Annotated in this window: 17 protein-coding genes; 7 read left to right on the top strand and 10 right to left on the bottom strand. The window is 36.4% G+C overall.

Going from position 1 to position 16,721, the window contains the following annotated elements; all coding sequences use genetic code 11:
• Positions 1 to 25 precede the first annotated feature (25 nt).
• Positions 26 to 367, bottom strand: a complete 342-nt coding sequence (locus JKA74_RS00090; RefSeq protein WP_236587466.1) for a winged helix-turn-helix transcriptional regulator — start codon at positions 365 to 367, stop codon at positions 26 to 28.
• A 121-nt stretch (positions 368 to 488) separates the two neighbouring features.
• Between JKA74_RS00090 and JKA74_RS00095 the strand changes: the two genes are divergently transcribed.
• Both JKA74_RS00095 and JKA74_RS00100 read left to right on the top strand, forming a co-directional pair.
• On the top strand, positions 489 to 863 hold the full coding sequence (locus tag JKA74_RS00095; RefSeq protein ID WP_201429104.1) for a DoxX family membrane protein: 375 nt from the start codon (positions 489 to 491) through the stop codon (positions 861 to 863).
• Between the two features lie 346 nt (positions 864 to 1,209).
• On the top strand, positions 1,210 to 1,659 hold the full coding sequence (locus tag JKA74_RS00100) for a DUF6326 family protein (RefSeq protein WP_201429105.1): 450 nt from the start codon (positions 1,210 to 1,212) through the stop codon (positions 1,657 to 1,659).
• Between the two features lie 34 nt (positions 1,660 to 1,693).
• Here JKA74_RS00100 and JKA74_RS00105 read toward each other — a convergent pair whose 3' ends face one another.
• From JKA74_RS00105 to JKA74_RS00125, 5 genes are all read right to left on the bottom strand, one after another.
• Positions 1,694 to 2,479: a DUF3667 domain-containing protein gene (locus JKA74_RS00105; protein ID WP_201429106.1), complete on the bottom strand. Its 786-nt coding sequence runs from the start codon at positions 2,477 to 2,479 to the stop codon at positions 1,694 to 1,696.
• Positions 2,480 to 3,089: 610 nt separating this feature from the next.
• The gene (xseA, locus tag JKA74_RS00110; protein WP_201429107.1) at positions 3,090 to 4,343 is read right to left on the bottom strand and encodes an exodeoxyribonuclease VII large subunit; all 1,254 of its coding nucleotides are present in this window, start codon (positions 4,341 to 4,343) and stop codon (positions 3,090 to 3,092) included.
• 9 nt (positions 4,344 to 4,352) lie between these two features.
• The gene (locus JKA74_RS00115) at positions 4,353 to 4,523 is read right to left on the bottom strand and encodes a hypothetical protein (protein WP_201429108.1); all 171 of its coding nucleotides are present in this window, start codon (positions 4,521 to 4,523) and stop codon (positions 4,353 to 4,355) included.
• Positions 4,523 to 5,446, bottom strand: a complete 924-nt coding sequence (locus tag JKA74_RS00120) for a universal stress protein (protein ID WP_201429109.1) — start codon at positions 5,444 to 5,446, stop codon at positions 4,523 to 4,525. Before JKA74_RS00120 ends, JKA74_RS00115 begins: the two co-directional genes overlap by 1 nt.
• Before the next feature lie 155 nt (positions 5,447 to 5,601).
• Entirely contained in the window at positions 5,602 to 5,949 is a 348-nt protein-coding gene (locus JKA74_RS00125) for a YidH family protein (RefSeq protein WP_201429110.1), read from the bottom strand.
• Between the two features lie 141 nt (positions 5,950 to 6,090).
• Between JKA74_RS00125 and JKA74_RS00130 the strand changes: the two genes are divergently transcribed.
• A complete protein-coding gene (locus tag JKA74_RS00130) occupies positions 6,091 to 8,916 on the top strand; it encodes a CHAT domain-containing protein (RefSeq protein WP_201429111.1) in 2,826 nt (941 codons plus the stop codon).
• Positions 8,917 to 9,121: 205 nt separating this feature from the next.
• Here JKA74_RS00130 and JKA74_RS00135 read toward each other — a convergent pair whose 3' ends face one another.
• From JKA74_RS00135 to JKA74_RS00145, 3 genes are all read right to left on the bottom strand, one after another.
• Positions 9,122 to 10,513 carry an alpha/beta hydrolase family protein gene (locus JKA74_RS00135; RefSeq protein WP_201429112.1) on the bottom strand — a complete coding sequence of 464 codons (1,392 nt, stop codon included), beginning with the start codon at positions 10,511 to 10,513 and terminating at the stop codon, positions 9,122 to 9,124.
• A gap of 155 nt (positions 10,514 to 10,668) precedes the next feature.
• Positions 10,669 to 11,193: a CrcB family protein gene (locus tag JKA74_RS00140; RefSeq protein ID WP_201429113.1), complete on the bottom strand. Its 525-nt coding sequence runs from the start codon at positions 11,191 to 11,193 to the stop codon at positions 10,669 to 10,671.
• Between the two features lie 40 nt (positions 11,194 to 11,233).
• Positions 11,234 to 11,743, bottom strand: coding sequence for an RNA polymerase sigma factor (locus JKA74_RS00145; protein WP_201429114.1), 510 nt, complete (start codon positions 11,741 to 11,743; stop codon positions 11,234 to 11,236).
• A gap of 285 nt (positions 11,744 to 12,028) precedes the next feature.
• On the opposite strand from JKA74_RS00145, the gene JKA74_RS00150 reads away from it, so the two are divergent.
• The 3 genes from JKA74_RS00150 to JKA74_RS00160 all read left to right on the top strand — a co-directional run bounded on the left by JKA74_RS00150 (position 12,029) and on the right by JKA74_RS00160 (position 14,953).
• Positions 12,029 to 12,772: a lysophospholipid acyltransferase family protein gene (locus JKA74_RS00150; RefSeq protein ID WP_201429115.1), complete on the top strand. Its 744-nt coding sequence runs from the start codon at positions 12,029 to 12,031 to the stop codon at positions 12,770 to 12,772.
• 86 nt (positions 12,773 to 12,858) lie between these two features.
• On the top strand, positions 12,859 to 13,554 hold the full coding sequence (locus JKA74_RS00155) for a TapB family protein (protein WP_201429116.1): 696 nt from the start codon (positions 12,859 to 12,861) through the stop codon (positions 13,552 to 13,554).
• Positions 13,555 to 13,612: 58 nt separating this feature from the next.
• Positions 13,613 to 14,953: a M24 family metallopeptidase gene (locus tag JKA74_RS00160; protein ID WP_201429117.1), complete on the top strand. Its 1,341-nt coding sequence runs from the start codon at positions 13,613 to 13,615 to the stop codon at positions 14,951 to 14,953.
• 20 nt (positions 14,954 to 14,973) lie between these two features.
• Here the strand turns inward: JKA74_RS00160 and JKA74_RS00165 are convergent, their stop codons facing one another.
• Entirely contained in the window at positions 14,974 to 15,597 is a 624-nt protein-coding gene (locus JKA74_RS00165; RefSeq protein ID WP_201429118.1) for a 2OG-Fe(II) oxygenase, read from the bottom strand.
• A 257-nt stretch (positions 15,598 to 15,854) separates the two neighbouring features.
• Between JKA74_RS00165 and JKA74_RS00170 the strand changes: the two genes are divergently transcribed.
• Positions 15,855 to 16,694 (top strand): hypothetical protein, encoded by an 840-nt coding sequence (locus JKA74_RS00170; RefSeq protein WP_201429119.1) that lies wholly within the window; start codon positions 15,855 to 15,857, stop codon positions 16,692 to 16,694.
• The last annotated feature ends 27 nt before the right edge of the window (positions 16,695 to 16,721 follow it).

Raw genomic sequence — 16,721 nt, forward strand, 5'->3', positions numbered from 1 at the left:
TTAGGCACAACAAAGAATCAAATTCTCAATACTCTCTCCCAAAAATCTTCTTTCTGTGATTGGCTCCCCAATGTTGTAATTCCAAAATGACTTTTTGCAATGTTTTGGAATATTCAGTGGGTCTGTATTCAGTTCGGACCGGGAAACCGTTTAGGACTGTTCGTGTAATCAGTTGATTTTCTTCCATGTCTTTCAGCTCTTTAGACAATACTTTGGTACTTAACTTGGGGATGCTCCGCTCTATTTCTCTAAAGTGTTTATTGCCTTCCCAAATTGAAATTAGTATCAAAATCTTCCATTTACCACCGATTATATCCAATGTATCCCTTACCGGCAATAAAGCAGACATACACTCTTTATGTTCCATTTTTTTCATCTTTTTCCATTAATTGATTACCTAAAGGTAACTGATTACCAATAGGTAACTGATAACAATTGGTAATCAAAAATAATTAATTTTGCTTTATTAATAACAAAATCAAAAGAAAATGAAAAATAAGATTCTTACAGTTTTATGTGTTCTATTTGGGTTAATGATGCTTAATTCAGGTCTAAACAAATTCTTCAACTATATGCCTATGCCTGAAATGTCTGAAGAAATGATACAAATTATGGGTGGGTTTATGACAATTAAATGGATTCTTCCTTTAGTGGCAATTATAGAAATTATTGGGGGAATATTAATAGCCATACCTAAAACCAGGGCATTGGGAGCAATAGTAATTCTTCCAGTCATGGTAGGCATATTTGTTCATCATTTAACACACGATATAGCAGGTATTGGAATAGCATTGGTATTAATGGTAATTAATATTTGGGCAATTGTTGCTAACAGGAATAAGTACTTGCCAATTATAAGATAAGTAGAAAAGAAATCATTGAAAACAGAAATACCAGTGTAATACTACGAAAAGTGGTTTTATATTTAAAATATAAAGTACTACTGCCAACAATATAAGCCATAGCGGAGTTGAATGCTCTGTCTATGGTTTTTTTGTATATTTAACGTCTATGGTGGTACATCGACCATCACAATAGCTATCTTCTACTTCCGGTCAATGAGCCATCACTAAGCGTTTAGCGGAATAATTAGAGGAAATTTTAAATATCGAAAGTAATTGATTATAAATACGCTAATTTGGTATTAGTCAGAATTAGTAGTGCAACAAATTCTTCTTTGGATCGTCTACTGGAAAAGTTATCTACATTATGAATCAGAACAAATCAAAAAGCTCTTACCAACTTATTAATTATGAGTCTAATATTAAAATAAAACTGGCTTCACTTTGGACTACATTAATGTTCCTCTATATATATGCCGACTACTTTGAGCTTAAAACTCCGGGAACAATAGAAAACATGATTAGCCTTAAAACACCGGTAGGTGAAACAACTCCCGAACTATTAATTATTTTTTCTATTATTTTGATTATTCCTTCAATGATGATTTTCCTATCCATTTTTTTAAAACCTCTTATGAATAAATGGCTAAATATCATCTTCGGATTTATCTATGCAGCAATATCTATTCTTATTATTATTTCCGGAATAGGTAATAAGTGGCAAGGTTTTTTTGTGCTCTATAATATTGTGGAAGTATTTATTTTTTCAACCATAATATGGCAAGCATGGAAATGGCCGAAAACAAAGGAAATATAAGAAGTAACTAATAAAACCTGCTATAAAAAGCCACCTAATTAGCAAAACCTTTTATCATTTCCGGATTTACAATCCCTATAACGAATATTAATAGAAAGGAAAATAACATTATAAATACCAAACCCAAAATAAGTGAAAAAATGGCTTTTATGAAGTTCCATACTTTATTGCCTTTATAAAAAGCTGCTATAATGAATAAAAGATAGAGGTAAGTTATTGAGGACATTGCCAAAAAGGAAGTACTGTCTCCTGTGACCTTATAAACAATTACTAAAATTATGGATGCCCACAATGGATGAGCCTGGCCAAAAAAATTAATCACTGAAGTTTCTAAAAAATTATATCCTTTGTTTTTAAAGACTAGCCAGACGCCAAAAATGAAAAATGGCATCATTAAAAAAGAGATAAGTTTGAAATTATTCACAATAAATTGATTGAGTTTGTTTTGAAAAATTACCTGACTTTCAGTAGCATCGGAATTGATTGTGCCACTAACTGTCCCCATCATCTCAGACATGTCCACATTGATGATTGACATAAAGAGAATGTAAATGGTAATCATTACAAAATAATAGCCTACAGGACCCACATATTTTATTCTGTTGCCTTCAATAATAGAGTTAATTACTACATGCGGTCGGATGGTTAAATCCTTCATTGTTCGCAGAAAGTTGTTGTCAAAGCCAAACATTCTTTTCTGAAGTTCACCAAATACGGTGGACCAGGTTAGCCTTGAAACTCCTTGCTTTTGGCCACAATTGTGGCAGAATTTACCAACTGTTGCTTGCTCACAGTTAATACAAGTGGTAGTATTTTCCATCTCTTTTCTATTTTTAAAGGATGAATATATGGAAAACCTGCGATTAAAATAATAGAATTCTAAAGCAGTATCTGGTTTTTAAATAAATTGGAGTGGAATAAAAGAACGTCTCGTACATCTTTAGCGATCTATAGAGTGGAAATAATAGAGATCCCGGATAATACCTTCCGCTAAAGCTTCATGAATTTCCGGGATGACGTTTTAATGAAGTTTTTGGTGATCAAAGCTGAATAGGGTACTCTTGTTAAAGGCCTCAATGTTCAAAAATTAAATGATCTTTGCTATAATCGGGCGGGCTGGCCGACAAAAAGGCGGGGAGCGCGTTGAATTGCAGCGTGGGAGCATCTTTTTGTCTTGCCTGTCCCGCAACAGCGGGGATTTTCCCCGAAGGGATGCCTTTGGCATTGTTTCTTTTGTATCAAAACAAAGGAGAAAAATATGTTTTTAAGAGGTTTGAAATTTAAGTGAAAACCTCAGTATTGAGCAAAATTCTTATTTTTCGAGGGTTTATAGGCGAATTTAATTCCTGTATACCCTTAATAAAATAATTTAATCTAGTTTTAAATGAAAATTTATTCTTCATAAGAAGCCTAAATAGAAGTCTAAAATCCTACTCCTTACTTTCAGTATCCTTAACCGAACTCACCTTACTCAAAATAACCTGCTCTGAGCTTACTGTTTTAAGTTCATCTCCAATTTGCACCAATACATGATTGATATTTTTACCATTCACACTTGTATGGGAATAGCCTTTTTTGAAAATATTCTCGGGATTGACCAACTGCAATGTTTTCTCAATCATTTCCAGGCGATTGTTAGCCTTGTTGAGCTTTTGCTTAATAGCATATTGCCATTTTTGCCAAACCTGATCTAAATGATTTCCAGCTTTGTTGAAATGTTTGTTCATGGCATAGCGTAACCGGTGCTGATGCTCTTTAAGATGATATTGCTCTTTCTCAACCTTTTCATTAATAATGGCTAAGATGTTTTGTGTGGTTAATTTGATCTTTTCCTCATATTGTCGCATTCCTCTCAGCAGAAATTCAGCTACAGCTGTGGGCGTCTTCAAAGAGGTATGAGCCACTAAATCGCAGATGGTTTCATCACGTTCGTGACCTATCCCGGTGAAAATAGGCAAAGGAAACTGTGCAACATGGGAGGCTAGCTCATAATCATCGAAGCAATCCAGATCTACCTGGGCACCACCACCTCTTATGAGAACTACTGCATCAAATTCCGATGCCAAATGATGAACTTGCAGTAACGCATTTACTATGCTTTGTGCGGCTTTGTCGCCTTGCATAGTGGCAGTAAAGAGGCGGCTTTTCAGGCGGTAGCCAAACTCGTTCATCTCAATCTGGTTCATGAAATCACCATAACCAGCGGCTGATTCTGCACTTATAACAGCAATTCTTTGTGGCACCAGTGGCAATGACAATGTTTTGTTCATTTCAAATACACCATCAGCCTGTAGTTCTGCAATAATTTCCTGTCTTTTTCTCGCCCGTTCCCCCAAAGTAAAATTCGGGTCAATATCTTTCACATTGAGACTTAATCCGTATACTTCATGAAACTGTACCTGAACATTGGCTAAAACAGTGATGCCTGCCCTAAGAGGTTCCCCGGTAATAGATTGAAACCATGCGCTAATGCTCCGGTAACTATATGACCAGATGGTGCCCTTGATTTTGGCCATCAGCTTGTTGCCTGCTTCTTCCTTTTCAATAAACTCCAAATAGCAGTGGCCGTTCTGGTTGAGGCGTAATTCGCCAATTTCAGCTACAATCCAGTAGGAGGGTTCCAGTTTGGTTTGTAGTGTGTCCTTTATGAGTAGATTAAGATCAGCAAGGGAAATATGTTGCATAGAACCGGCTTAAATATTTTGGATGTTCCTGACAACGTCTTTAATAATAAAAAATAAAACTATAGCGAAGCTGATTAAAGAAAACCAAAACATAAATTTCTTATTGGCATAAGGCACTTCTTCAGAGTCTTCCTTGTCTGCAAATAATTTATCGTAAAACTTTTCTATAATTGCTCGCATTACAATTCTTTAATAAATTCCAAAAAGCCGGCATTTTTCCCCTTTGGCCTGACAACCATCAATGGAATATCAGAATCCAGCTGAATCAATCTTTCAGTGATGCTTCCCAAAAAGAATGCAGTAGTGGTTGTTCTGCCTTTAGCACCAATGATAATGGCATTTGCTTTTATTTCACGTGCTTTGTCCAACATGTCAGTAGTCACATCATCATTGGTGTCCTGCGAGTACACCGCTTTTAACTTGATACCTTTGGTATCTATTTGATTAATGAAATTTTTATAATCTTTTTCGGCATTCTTCCTCATTACCTGGGAAAATTCCTCGTAAGTTTTTCCTGTATAATGATATCCTGTGGGTACTGTATATACATTCTGAACCACGATTTCGGTTTTCCTGTCGTTTACTACAGCTATCTCAATGGCTTCTTCCAGAGCTAATACAGAGTAGTCGGAAAAATCACTTGGCACCAATATTTTATCCATGGTAGGTTTGGTGCCTTCGGGAATGATAAGCAGACTACAGGCAGCTCTTCTGGCCAGACGTTGGGAAAGGGAGCCACTTTCCGCTGCCTTTTCTCTTCTGCCCATTACGATTAGGTCTATGTCCTCTTTTTTGGAAAAATTCAATATGCTATCAGCAATTTTACCTGTCAATACCTCGAAATGAGCCTTTGGTTTGAAGTCGTTGTCAATGAAGCTGTTTAAAGCTTGCTCCATTTTTGTTTTTCTTTCTTTGATTACATCAGTAATCATATTGGGGAATTCTTTCAATACATCTTTAGGAATCTGAAGATTTTTGATGACGTTCACAAAATAAATATCCTCCACACCTGAAGTTTTTGATATGAAATCTGCAAACTCGATCATGGTGCTGTCCATTTCAGACAAGTCCAAACCGATTAAAATTCTTTTGATTGGGTACATAACTCGATTTTCTCAATTAATTGGCAAAGGTACAAACACAATGACTGATTCACATTGTTTTTTGGAACGAATATTTAATCAAATTTCTATGTTTGAATATTCAGATACTGCTGATTTCCATAGGGTTCGATAAAATGTTTGAATTCCTGTTAATTTCAATTCTCATTCAATTTTTCCTTAATGGATTCGATATCGTCCAGGTCTTTTTCTTTATAAAACTTCCTTAGTCGCTTGCGTAATTTGTAAAAACGCAATAAACCAAAGACAATGAGTAGGAAACTCAATCCAAAAGAGAAAAAACCCAGCCATCTGATATTTTCGAAATCCTTTAACTGGACAAAGCCTATGCCACCCAGAATGAGGTACAAGCTCGTCCTGATATAGGCAAATAAAGTTCTTTCATTAGCCAGTGTGGTTCTTTCCAAAGCCAGAAAGTCCCTCAGTATTATTCTTTCTTTGTTTTTATAATCGGGAACAATCTGAGGAAATCTTAATTTTTTCATCTGTATCACTTTAACACCATCTTATATTCGTACGATTTTTTTCTATCTTTATAATTGAAAAATACTATTTATTTCATCATTGAATGTTTAGTTTAAAGTTAGGTGAAACAATTAATACTTTGAAATTATAAAAAGTAAATTATGCAAAAATTAATTCTGGTGGTTTTCTTCTGCCTAATATATTCTGTTGTTGCATTCAGTCAATTCGGTATTGGAAATTCGGTATTAAAGAAAAAGGCTGAACAAGTACTCAAAAACAAATTATCTGAAAAAGCGGAAGAGAGACGGGAGGGTTTTGATACACTTACTTTTAACTATGCAATTGCTTTTCTGGATAAAACCGCATCCTTTGAAAACAAACAAAAAGGCGAAGGACTGGTAAGGGCTGCCGGTTTTCTTATTCAGGATGACAAACCAAAATCTGATTTGGATGAAGCCAGGGACGTATATGAATTTGGCAGGTTAAATTACTCCTTGGGCAATATGTTTATGGCGGAGGCTTCATTGAATTCAGCTAAATATAGCTATGAGCAACTCAACGCGACCAGTGAGCCCAACTATTATAAATCCATCGGGATTCTTGGTCTTTTGTATAGCGATATGGGGAGGTTCTCAAAAGCGGAAGAGTTCACAACTTTGGCCAAAGAAGGATGGCTAGATTTGCAGGGAGATGAAAGTATAGGATATTTAGCAGAGTTAAATAATTATTTGGTCCTTCAGATCAATATGGGCAATTACCTGGAAGCAGAAAAGTTTACGGAAGAACTAGCTGAAAAACTCAATCGTACAGGAGAAGAAAATTCATTACCCTTCGCTATTTTCCTGAATAACCAGGCAATTCTCAATCAATATATGGGGCGTAGTGACAGGGCTTTGGAACTCATACAAAAATGTGTGAGTGTCGCAAAAGAAGGGCTTTCAGAAAATAATGGCACCTATTTGCAGTTTCTGACTAACCAAGCCATATTAGAACAGGAAAATAAACAACTGGAGAAGGCAGAGGAAACCTTTAATAAGGCCTTAACTCTCCAGGCATCACGGGCGAAGCTCGGTAAAAAATCTGATCCTGATTATGCCCATATGCAGTCTAACCTTGCTGCATTGTATGTGGAAAAGAAGGAGTATGACAAAGCGGAAGAGGCTTTATTAACTGCCCTGGATATCTATAAAAGTAAATTTGGGGAAAATCATTTAACAACCGCTGAAACGCAATCGGACCTGGGCAACCTTTATCGCTTTCTGGAAGAGAATGAGAAGGCAAAGAAGCTTTTGCAAGATGCATTATATACTAAGGAAAGAAAATTGACCAAAACACATCCAAAGGTAATCCAGGGCCAGGAAGATATGGCGCTTTGGTATTGGCAGAATAAGGAGATTGAGCCTGCCAAAAGTTATTATAAAATGGTAATGAGCGCCAGCCTTGACTTTATCAAAAAGTATTTTCCGGCACTAAGTGAGGCTGAGAAAACCAAATATTGGGAACAACTAAAGCCAAGATTCTTTCGATATTACAACTTTGCTTTGTCTGAGCACCGGGAGAACCCGGAATTGTTAAGTGAATTGATGCGATACAGATTGGCCACCAAAGGCATTTTGCTGACTTCCTCCACTGCTCTTCAAAATGCTATTTTTAATGAAGATGATCCGGAATTACAAAAGTTATACCTACAATGGATCGATCAAAAACGCCAATTGGCCAATGCTTATGCACTTAGTAAGGAAGAGATTGAGGAACAGTCGTTCAATGTGGATTCACTTGAAAGAGCAACCAATACTTCTGAAAAACAACTTTCTGCCCAGTCAGATGCTTTCTCCAAAGCTTTTGAAAATCAGAACTTCGACTACCAATTGATCCAGGAGAATTTAGAGGAAACCGATGTGTTAATTGAAATTATTCAATATCCTTTATTTGATCAATCACTTACTGCTAAAAATGGATATGCTTTTATTGCAATGAGAAAAAACCAGGAAACTCCTGCAGTTGTGGTTAAAACAGATGGGGATCTGTTGGAAGGTAGATATTATGCCTATTATAATAATGTGATTAAGCAAAAGCTGGATGATCAATACTCTTATGATCAATTTTGGAAGCCTATGGAAAGCATTGTTAGCAATTCAGGAAAGGTGTTTATTTCCCCTGATGGGATTTATAATCAGTTAAATTTGAATACTATTCAGAAGCCGGATGGAAAGTATGTTATTCAGGATGTGGATATAAGATACATTGGACATCCGAATGATATACTTTTTGATAATAAGGAGAGAAATCAATCCGGTAAGTTAGCATTTCTGATTGGTGATCCAGCTTTCAATAGTGAAACCATTAGCCAGCTGCCTGGCACTAAAAAGGAGATAGAAAATATTTCAAAATTTCTCTCCAAAGAGGTCACGGTTCAGCAGTATATGCAAAAAAATGCTACCGAATCCAATCTGAAGAAGGTTGCATCTCCTAAAATTTTGCATGTGGCCAGTCATGGTTTTTTTCTTGAGGATCAGAATCTTCAGGATAACCTAATGGGTATTCAACTCCAATATATCCAACAGAATCCCTTGTTGAGATCTGGTATTTTATTAACAGGTGCCAGTGGAGATAAAGCCAGTGGAAGTGGGCAATCGTTTAATCAGGAGGATAACGGTATTTTAACAGCATATGAAGCCATTAACTTAAACCTGATGAATACGGAAATGGTGGTTTTGTCCGCATGTGAAACAGGCAAAGGAGATGTAAAAGCAGGGGAAGGAGTTTATGGCTTGCAACGTGCCTTTATTGTGGCCGGGGCGCAATCATTGGTGATGAGTATGTGGAAAGTGGATGATACGGCTACTCAGAAATTAATGAGCAGCTTTTACCAAAACAGGCTCAATTCCAGGGATGTGGCAGGCTCTTTTCGTAAAGCGCAACTTGCTATGTTGAAGGAATATAATCATCCTTATTATTGGGGTGGATTTATGATGTATTCTCGCTAAGATGGCTTAGTGTTCAAAAACCAAACAACAGGAAAGTAAAATTAAATTTTGACAAGCAAGACCTGAAATTGAATAAGAAGCCCGGTGAAAATTTGATTTTTGAGGTTTTCACCGGGCCATTTTTTTATTATGTGCTTTTGAAGCTGATCAAGATTGATTTATTGCAACATGAATTTCATGAGAAGCCTAATCATTTTCCCATAAGTTATTTCTGATTTATTTTTAAAATCCATTCGGAGATTTCATTCAAGGCAACAGGTGAAAAAGTTTGTTCAATCAGACCATATTCACTTATAGCACCAGTTTCGGCCTCCTGAAAGAGATGGTTTAAACCATCCAGTTCTTTTATGGTAGACTGTTTGTTTCCAGCTTTTTTTAATGCTTCACGAATAGCGTTTTGGTTCACTGTGGCGTCCACCTGAACATCTTTATTGCCATTTAAGGAGAGTACCGGTATTTTTATTTTTTCAAATTCCTTGGAGGGATTGTATTGAAAGAAATATTGCGCCCATGGAGATAAAGCAGAACTTATCTGTTGAGAAATGAAATTATCAACATTTGTTCCTTCAGGTAATGACTTTTTGATCATTTCCTTTGAATTTTCGAAATGGCTCATCATTTTCTTGCGCTTTTCTTCTGTACTTTCATCTGATGTAGCAATCTCTAATAATTTTTTATTAAAAAGGTAAAAGGCCTCTTTATCATTGCCTTCCATAGTGTTTAAACTTCTCGACTGCATAAGGGAGAGCTCTTTGCCAGATATGCCTGTTCCAGCCAATGAAATCAGGTAAGAAATATCCTCCGACTGATTGGCAACCATGGGAGCAATAATACCTCCTTCGCTATGACCAATGAGTCCTATTTGTTTGATATTGATGTCTTTCCTGCTTTTTAAAAACTCCACTGCACTTAATACATCAGTGGCAAAATCAGCAGTGGTGGCATTGCTGAAATCTCCTTCGGATTCAGCCGTTCCTCTGTCATCATATCTGAGTACAGCTATTCCTTTTCGTGTTAGGTGATCTGCCAGCACCAGAAATGTTTTATGTCCAAAAACCTCTTCGTCTCTGTTCTGAGGACCACTTCCTGAAATCAGAATGACTACAGGATGTTTTTTTTCAGCATTTTCAGGTAATGTAAGTGTGCCGGCAAGCGTGATTTCGTCAATATTATTATAAAACTTCACTTCTTCCGACTTATAAGGTAGTAAACCCTGCGGTTCCTGCGGCCTGTTAGGCTTGCTTTCTTTTAATTCTTTTCTTGAGAGGTTTAGTGGAAGCGATGCACCGCCCTGGTTCCATGTGCCTACTACGGAATCAGCAATAAGTTCACCTTTGTAGAAGGCTCCAATATTTGTGGCATCTAACCTGATGCTCTTATCTTCTACAGTAACTGAAGTAAAAGAAATATCTTTAACGCCTTGTTTTGGGCTGTCAAAAGAACCATGGTATCCGTTGTCTGTTTTTTCAATGGTGAAAATAAGAGGAATTTGTGTGCCTTGTGCATCTAAAATACCATTCCATTTTCCGGTAAAATCCTGTGCAAAGCAAAAATTGCTAAGTATTAAAGTGATTAATAGTAGATATAGAGTTTTCATATTTATAGTTTTTTTACTGGTTATAATATTGTCATGTATTTGCTTCGGAATAAAATGTCCGAATATCACAAAACTGCTTTAATCATTGATTCTTCCTGAAATGTATTCTCGGTGGTATAGTCCGTTTTGTACTTGTTTTCTTAAGCTATTCCACATCATTGATGCTGAGGGTTTTCTAATAATTTCTCTTTTAATATCTCTAAGTTTCTCTTCTTGGGGAGGAGAGTTTTCTGAAGTCCTAAACGGGTGACGAAATAGGAGAGTAGGAATGCACCTATTATTGCCAGCCAGATCCATATTGAAGTGTCTTTTTGCGCTAATTTCATGAAAGAGGGAATGGAAAGCGGAATGAGAAACCAAAGCAGGAAGGTTTTTGACCGTCTTATCTCAAAATTTATATTCTCGATTGCATGATTTAATCCACCCAGTAAAGAGAGGTCAAATTGCTTATTGTTTTTTACTCGTCTCAATCTGTTGGCAACAATGAACACAGTAATTAATATTAATACAATGGCTGTAACAATATTCCAGATGTTAGTGGCCTTAATAACTAAAACCATCACTGAGGTAAATAATGAAATAGCAATTAAGCCAAAGTCATTAAGGTTGTTCATTCGTTTAGCTCCTTTTAACTTAGATTGAATGCGGTTGTAAAGCTCCTTTTCATTTATTGTAAACATTGTCTGTTTGTTTTGTTGATTCCATATTCTAGTCATTTCTTCAAATTCCATGGCTTGCATAATTTTTAGATTCCTTAATGAGTTGATTTTTAATTCTATGGATTTTAACCCCTACGTTTGATGCTTTAATTCCCAATATTTCTGACATTTCTTTATAGCCGAAGCCATCGAGTAAAAGCAAAGTCAATGAGCGATCTACTTTATCCATTCTGGAAATTTTTTCATAAATCCAGTCTAAACGTTCGTCAGCATGTTCAGATTTGTCAATAATGGGCATTTCGTCATCAATACTGTCTAAATTACTTTGGTATTTATTAGTTTTCTTTACCCATCTCAAGGCTGTATTTAGTGACACCTTGTACAACCAGGTGGACACTTTAGCTTCTTGTTTAAAAGATGGGATAGATTGCCAAACCTGAATTGCTATTTCCTGAAAAAGATCATCCTGGTCCTCGGTATTAAAAGCATATGCCCGAACCACTTTAAATAGGAGTGCTTTGTATTGCGCGACCCATTCTTTAAAAATTGATTCTCTTTCTCCTTCTGTCATTTTATTGTTTACTTCATTAGTACTTATTTTATCTGAATTTATTACAGGATATAATTTATTTTAAAAATAGGGTTTCTAATTATCTTGTAAAACGCGTCCTCTTCCTTCATCAATTGATTAAAATTGATGAGTAATAATTGCTCTGGTTATGGTTATTGATAAGTTCTCTTCTTTGTCTATATAAATTTTAACTTTTAATGAATGTAAATTCCCACTCCAAATGTTTAAAAAACTTTCAGCATCTTTGTAATTCGTTATTATTGACTTAAAAAAAATTCTAGTTGAATGAAGAAAATTTTTCAGATATTATATACTATTTGGGCACTATTTATATTTCATGTTTTCATGATAATATTATTTCCCTTTTTTATCATTCCACCATTAATTAAAAAAGGGGGCTACCATCTTAGCTTTAAGGCCATCAAATTATGGTCTCTGATTTTTAGCTTCTTCAATCGGATTATTTTTAAAATAGAGGGAAAAGAAAATATTAAAAAAGGGGAGAATTACATATTCGTAGTGAACCATACCTCCTTTTTAGATACTGTGGCCATGCCCCAGGCAGTAGGTTCTTTTAAAGCATTGGCAAAAAAGGAATTAAAGAAAATCCCAATATTTGGATTTATTATCAGGGCTGTTACCGAAGTGGTAGACAGATCCAGCCCTCAAAGCCGGCAGGAAAGTACCAACCGATTAAATAAAGTACTAAAGGAAGAAGGATCTATTTTAGTGTTTGCAGAGGGAACCATGAATAGGACGGATCAACCATTACAACGTTTTTATGATGGAGCTTTCAGAATTGCTATTGATGCACAAGCCAAAATTATACCTATAGTAGTATTGGGAGCAGGTAAATTGATGAAGCCCGGAAGCTTGTTGATGAAGCCCGGAAAAGTAGAAGTGAAAATTATGCCTCCAGTAAGCGCTAAAGGGCTTACCAATAAAGATATTGTTACTTTGAAAACAACAGTATATCGACAGATGGAGGAAAAAGTGATCGAGTACAACAACAAACATAAGAGAACATAGCATTGAAATATCAGGAAAGTGTTTGGTGAATAAGGCGGGAATCCCAAAAATTCATTACTTTAGTTGAGAATCTAAAAACTAAAAAAATGAAAATTATTCTCACTGTGATTTTGCTTAGTGCAATGGTCTTGTTGCCTCATCAAGATTTTGCCCAATCTGATTGCAATCCTTACTTTTTATTGAAAGAAGGCAAGAAATGGACCACTGCCAGCTACAATTCCAAAGATAAATACCAGGGAAAACAAACCTTTCACATTCTTTCCATAAGTGAATCAGGTAATTCGTTATCTGCAAAGGTGCTATTAAGTTCATATGATAAGAAAGACAAACTTCAGATGGAAAAGGAAGTGGAGTTTGCCTGTGAGGATGGCGTGATCAAAATGGACATGGCCCAGTATATGCCACAGGAAATGATGGAATCTTTTAAAGAAATGGAAGTAGAAATGGATTTCGAAGACCTTCAGATTCCACAATCTCTTGAAGTAGGACAATATCTGGAAGATGGTGCCATGAACATGACCATTTCAGGGCCTATGACAATGAAGTTTGGTGTGCGGATGACTGACAGAAAAGTTATGGACAAAGAAAGCATTACAGTGCCTGCAGGAACTTATGACACTTATAAAATCAACGCTATCATTAAGTTTGATGCGATGGGAACTACTCGGGAAACAAAAAATGTAGAATGGATTGCCAGGGAAGTGGGAGCGGTTAGAACTGAATCTTATGATAAAAATGGAAAATTGACGAATTATACCGTATTAACAGAGTATAGTGAGTAAGAAACTGCATTTATTATCATAGTTATAACACATCTATTTCAGCTAAAGCTATTTATTTATGAGTCCGTATAAAATCTGTTTTGCCAGTAGTATTCTTTTGTTAAGCTCTTTCTTTGCCCTGGGGCAATATGATCAGATCCTGCCTCTGAAAGAACGAGCGGCCATTGAGGATTCAGTACTAAAGGAGCGAATAGAGACAGTTTTGCCTGGCTTAATGGAGAGGACTGAGATTGATATGTGGGTGATTATTTCCCGTGAGTACAATGAAGATCCCATTTTAAAAACCTTCTTGCCTTCCACATGGATTTCAGCCAGAAGAAGAACCATTTTAGTGATCTATCAGGAGGAGCCGGGTAACGCTCTGGAAACTTTTGCTATTGCTAAATATGATGTGGGAGCGGTTTTTAAGAAAGCCTGGAATTCGGATATGCAGCCGGATCAATGGAAGCGCTTAATGGAACTCATCGAAGAGAGGAAACCCAAAAAAATCGGATTGAATTATTCGGAAACATTTGCCCTGGCTGATGGAATTAATAAAACCGAATATGAATTGTTTATGAAGAATTTACCAGCTCAATATCAAGAATCAGTGGTTTCAGCTGATAAACTAGGAGTTGCATGGCTGGAAACCCGCTCTGCCACAGAGAAAATTTTGTATGAAAACCTTTGCAGGATAGCTCATCAAATCATAGCCAGAGGATTTTCTACGGAGGCCATAGTGCCCGGCCATACAACTACTGATGACTTGGTTTGGTGGTACCGACAGGAAATCAACAATCTGGGGCTTGAAACATGGTTTCATCCTACAGTGGATATCCAAAGAGCCGATCCAGAGAATTTTGACCATTTGAGAAGCTTTAGCAAAAGACCTGATTTGCAAACTATTATGCCGGGAGATTTGCTTCATGTGGATTTTGGTATTACTTATTTGGGACTCAATACTGACACTCAACAACATGCCTATGTGCTTAAACCGGAGGAAGAAAGAGTCCCCGGATATTTGGTGGAGGCATTTAAAAAAGGCAAAAAAGTACAGGATCATTTAACCGATCAATTCACTACCGGCCGTACAGGTAATGAGATACTGAAATTGGCTTTAGAAGCCGCTAAAGAGGAGGGACTGAAACCTACAATTTATACCCACCCCATTGGTTTTCATGGCCATGCAGCTGGCCCCACTATTGGTATGTGGGATCAGCAAGGCGGTGTGGCTGGCTCAGGTGATTATCCGCTATACCCAAATACTGCTTATTCAATAGAATTGAATGCAGCTGTTTTTATTACTGAGTGGCAAAAGGAAATACGAATTATGCTGGAAGAAGAAGCTTTTTTTGATGGAGAGAAAATCTACTATATAGATGGCAGGCAGGAAGCTATATATGCTATTCCAAGAAAGTAAAGAGTGTGAAAATATATGTACTAAGGCAAAAAGGTAAGACTCATGTCTTTGTCAAGCATCCAGCCTGTAATACTAAATCTGGATTTATGGGCCAGTAAAACCTCATGTTCAAGTTCACTTCGGAACAATAATAGTCTTCCAGCAATGGGATCAATTAATTTTTTCTCATTGTCCAGGTAAAGTGCCAATTCGCCACCATCACCTTTTTGCCAGTTAATGTTGAGGTAAAGCACAAAAGACAGCACCCTATGTGCATTTTGTTGAAATCTATCCACATGTCTTTTATAGAAAGTGTTTTCAGGATAAATGGCAAAATGGGTTTCGAAATCTTTTAACCCAAGATAACAGCTTTGGTTGATGTAGTCTTTCAATGCACTGATCTCTTCCATAAAATGCTTTACTGTCGGGTGGCCGGGATCTTTGTCTATCCATTGAATGTAGTCTCCTCTCACCGATTTATCTACCTGAAAAAGCACTTGCTTTCCTATACCTGCTTTTTTGAAATTACCGTCTTCCCTGTTTCCCCTTGCAAAGGCCACCAACTCTTTCACTGAAGAGGCAGGAAGGAAATCATCCCAAATAAAGTAACCCAACTCAGCTAATTGATCTATAGCGGCTTCCTTTATACTAATATCGTTTTTCATAGTCAGGGGAAATTATGGCAATAATATAAAGCAACGAAGATAGAAATTGATCGGTTATTTTATGAGGTGGATATAAATTATATTTCTTAATCTATTGGGGTAATAGTTGAACTGAGAAAAAACTGTATTTTTAAATTGTTTACTCAATGCAGTGCATGATATGGACAACCAATTTGATGTTATGTAGTAATTATATTTAAGAGGCAATCAGTTATATAGCTGGATTTAATTTTTTTTTAATTAATAATAATTGAGATATGAAATTTGCCATATATTTTTTCAGCGCTTTTATTTTAACTTCCGCAGCATGTACATCCGGTGAAAGAAAAGAGCCTCCACTTGAAGAAGAGGAGAGATTTAGCTATGATTTGCCCGATTATCAGAAAAGAGCAGATATGCCTTCAATGGTGAAGCAAATGCTCAATTACCATAATTTTGATGATTTCATGGAGAATGAGGTCATAGTTTTTGATCTAAAATTAACTTTAGAAGGAGAGGAAGAATTGAATGCCACTATTTACTCGAAAACAAATTCTTCTAAAGTGAAATTAGCACGTATTGATGGGAGCAGTGTGCTCTATGATGGAGATGAAGTATACCTGAGTCCGGATACAGCGGATTATCCAAACGCCAGGTTTGATGTGTTAGTCTGGGAGTATTTGGCACTTGCTCCCTTTAAGTTAGCCCATGATTATACAAGGTGGGGACAGCCCGAAAGACTACCACTATATCAAGATTCTACTACGGCAGTAAAGGTTTCTTTTGCCACTGATTCTATTTATTTTCCTAGTGAGTGGTTTATGGTGTATCAAAATAGACAAAGCAAATTAATGGAAGCTTTAGGGAACATAATGATTCTGGCTGCTGAAACTGTGAATGGAGCGGAAAATATGTTGCATGCTGTTACATACAGCGATTATGAAATGGTAGATACTACATTTGTGGCCGGAAAATTGGAATTTTGGAAATGGACTAGCAGGGAAGGAATTCAGGATAAGGTGGGAGAAGCAGAAATTAGTGATATAAGATTTTCCAATGAAAAGCCAGAAATGTTCAGTTTTCCTGAAACCTTTAAATTACTTCCTGCAACAGAATGATCTGAAAGATGAATTTAGTTATGGAAT

This window comes from Marivirga aurantiaca (assembly GCF_016679925.1).
GTDB lineage: Bacteria > Bacteroidota > Bacteroidia > Cytophagales > Cyclobacteriaceae > Marivirga > Marivirga aurantiaca.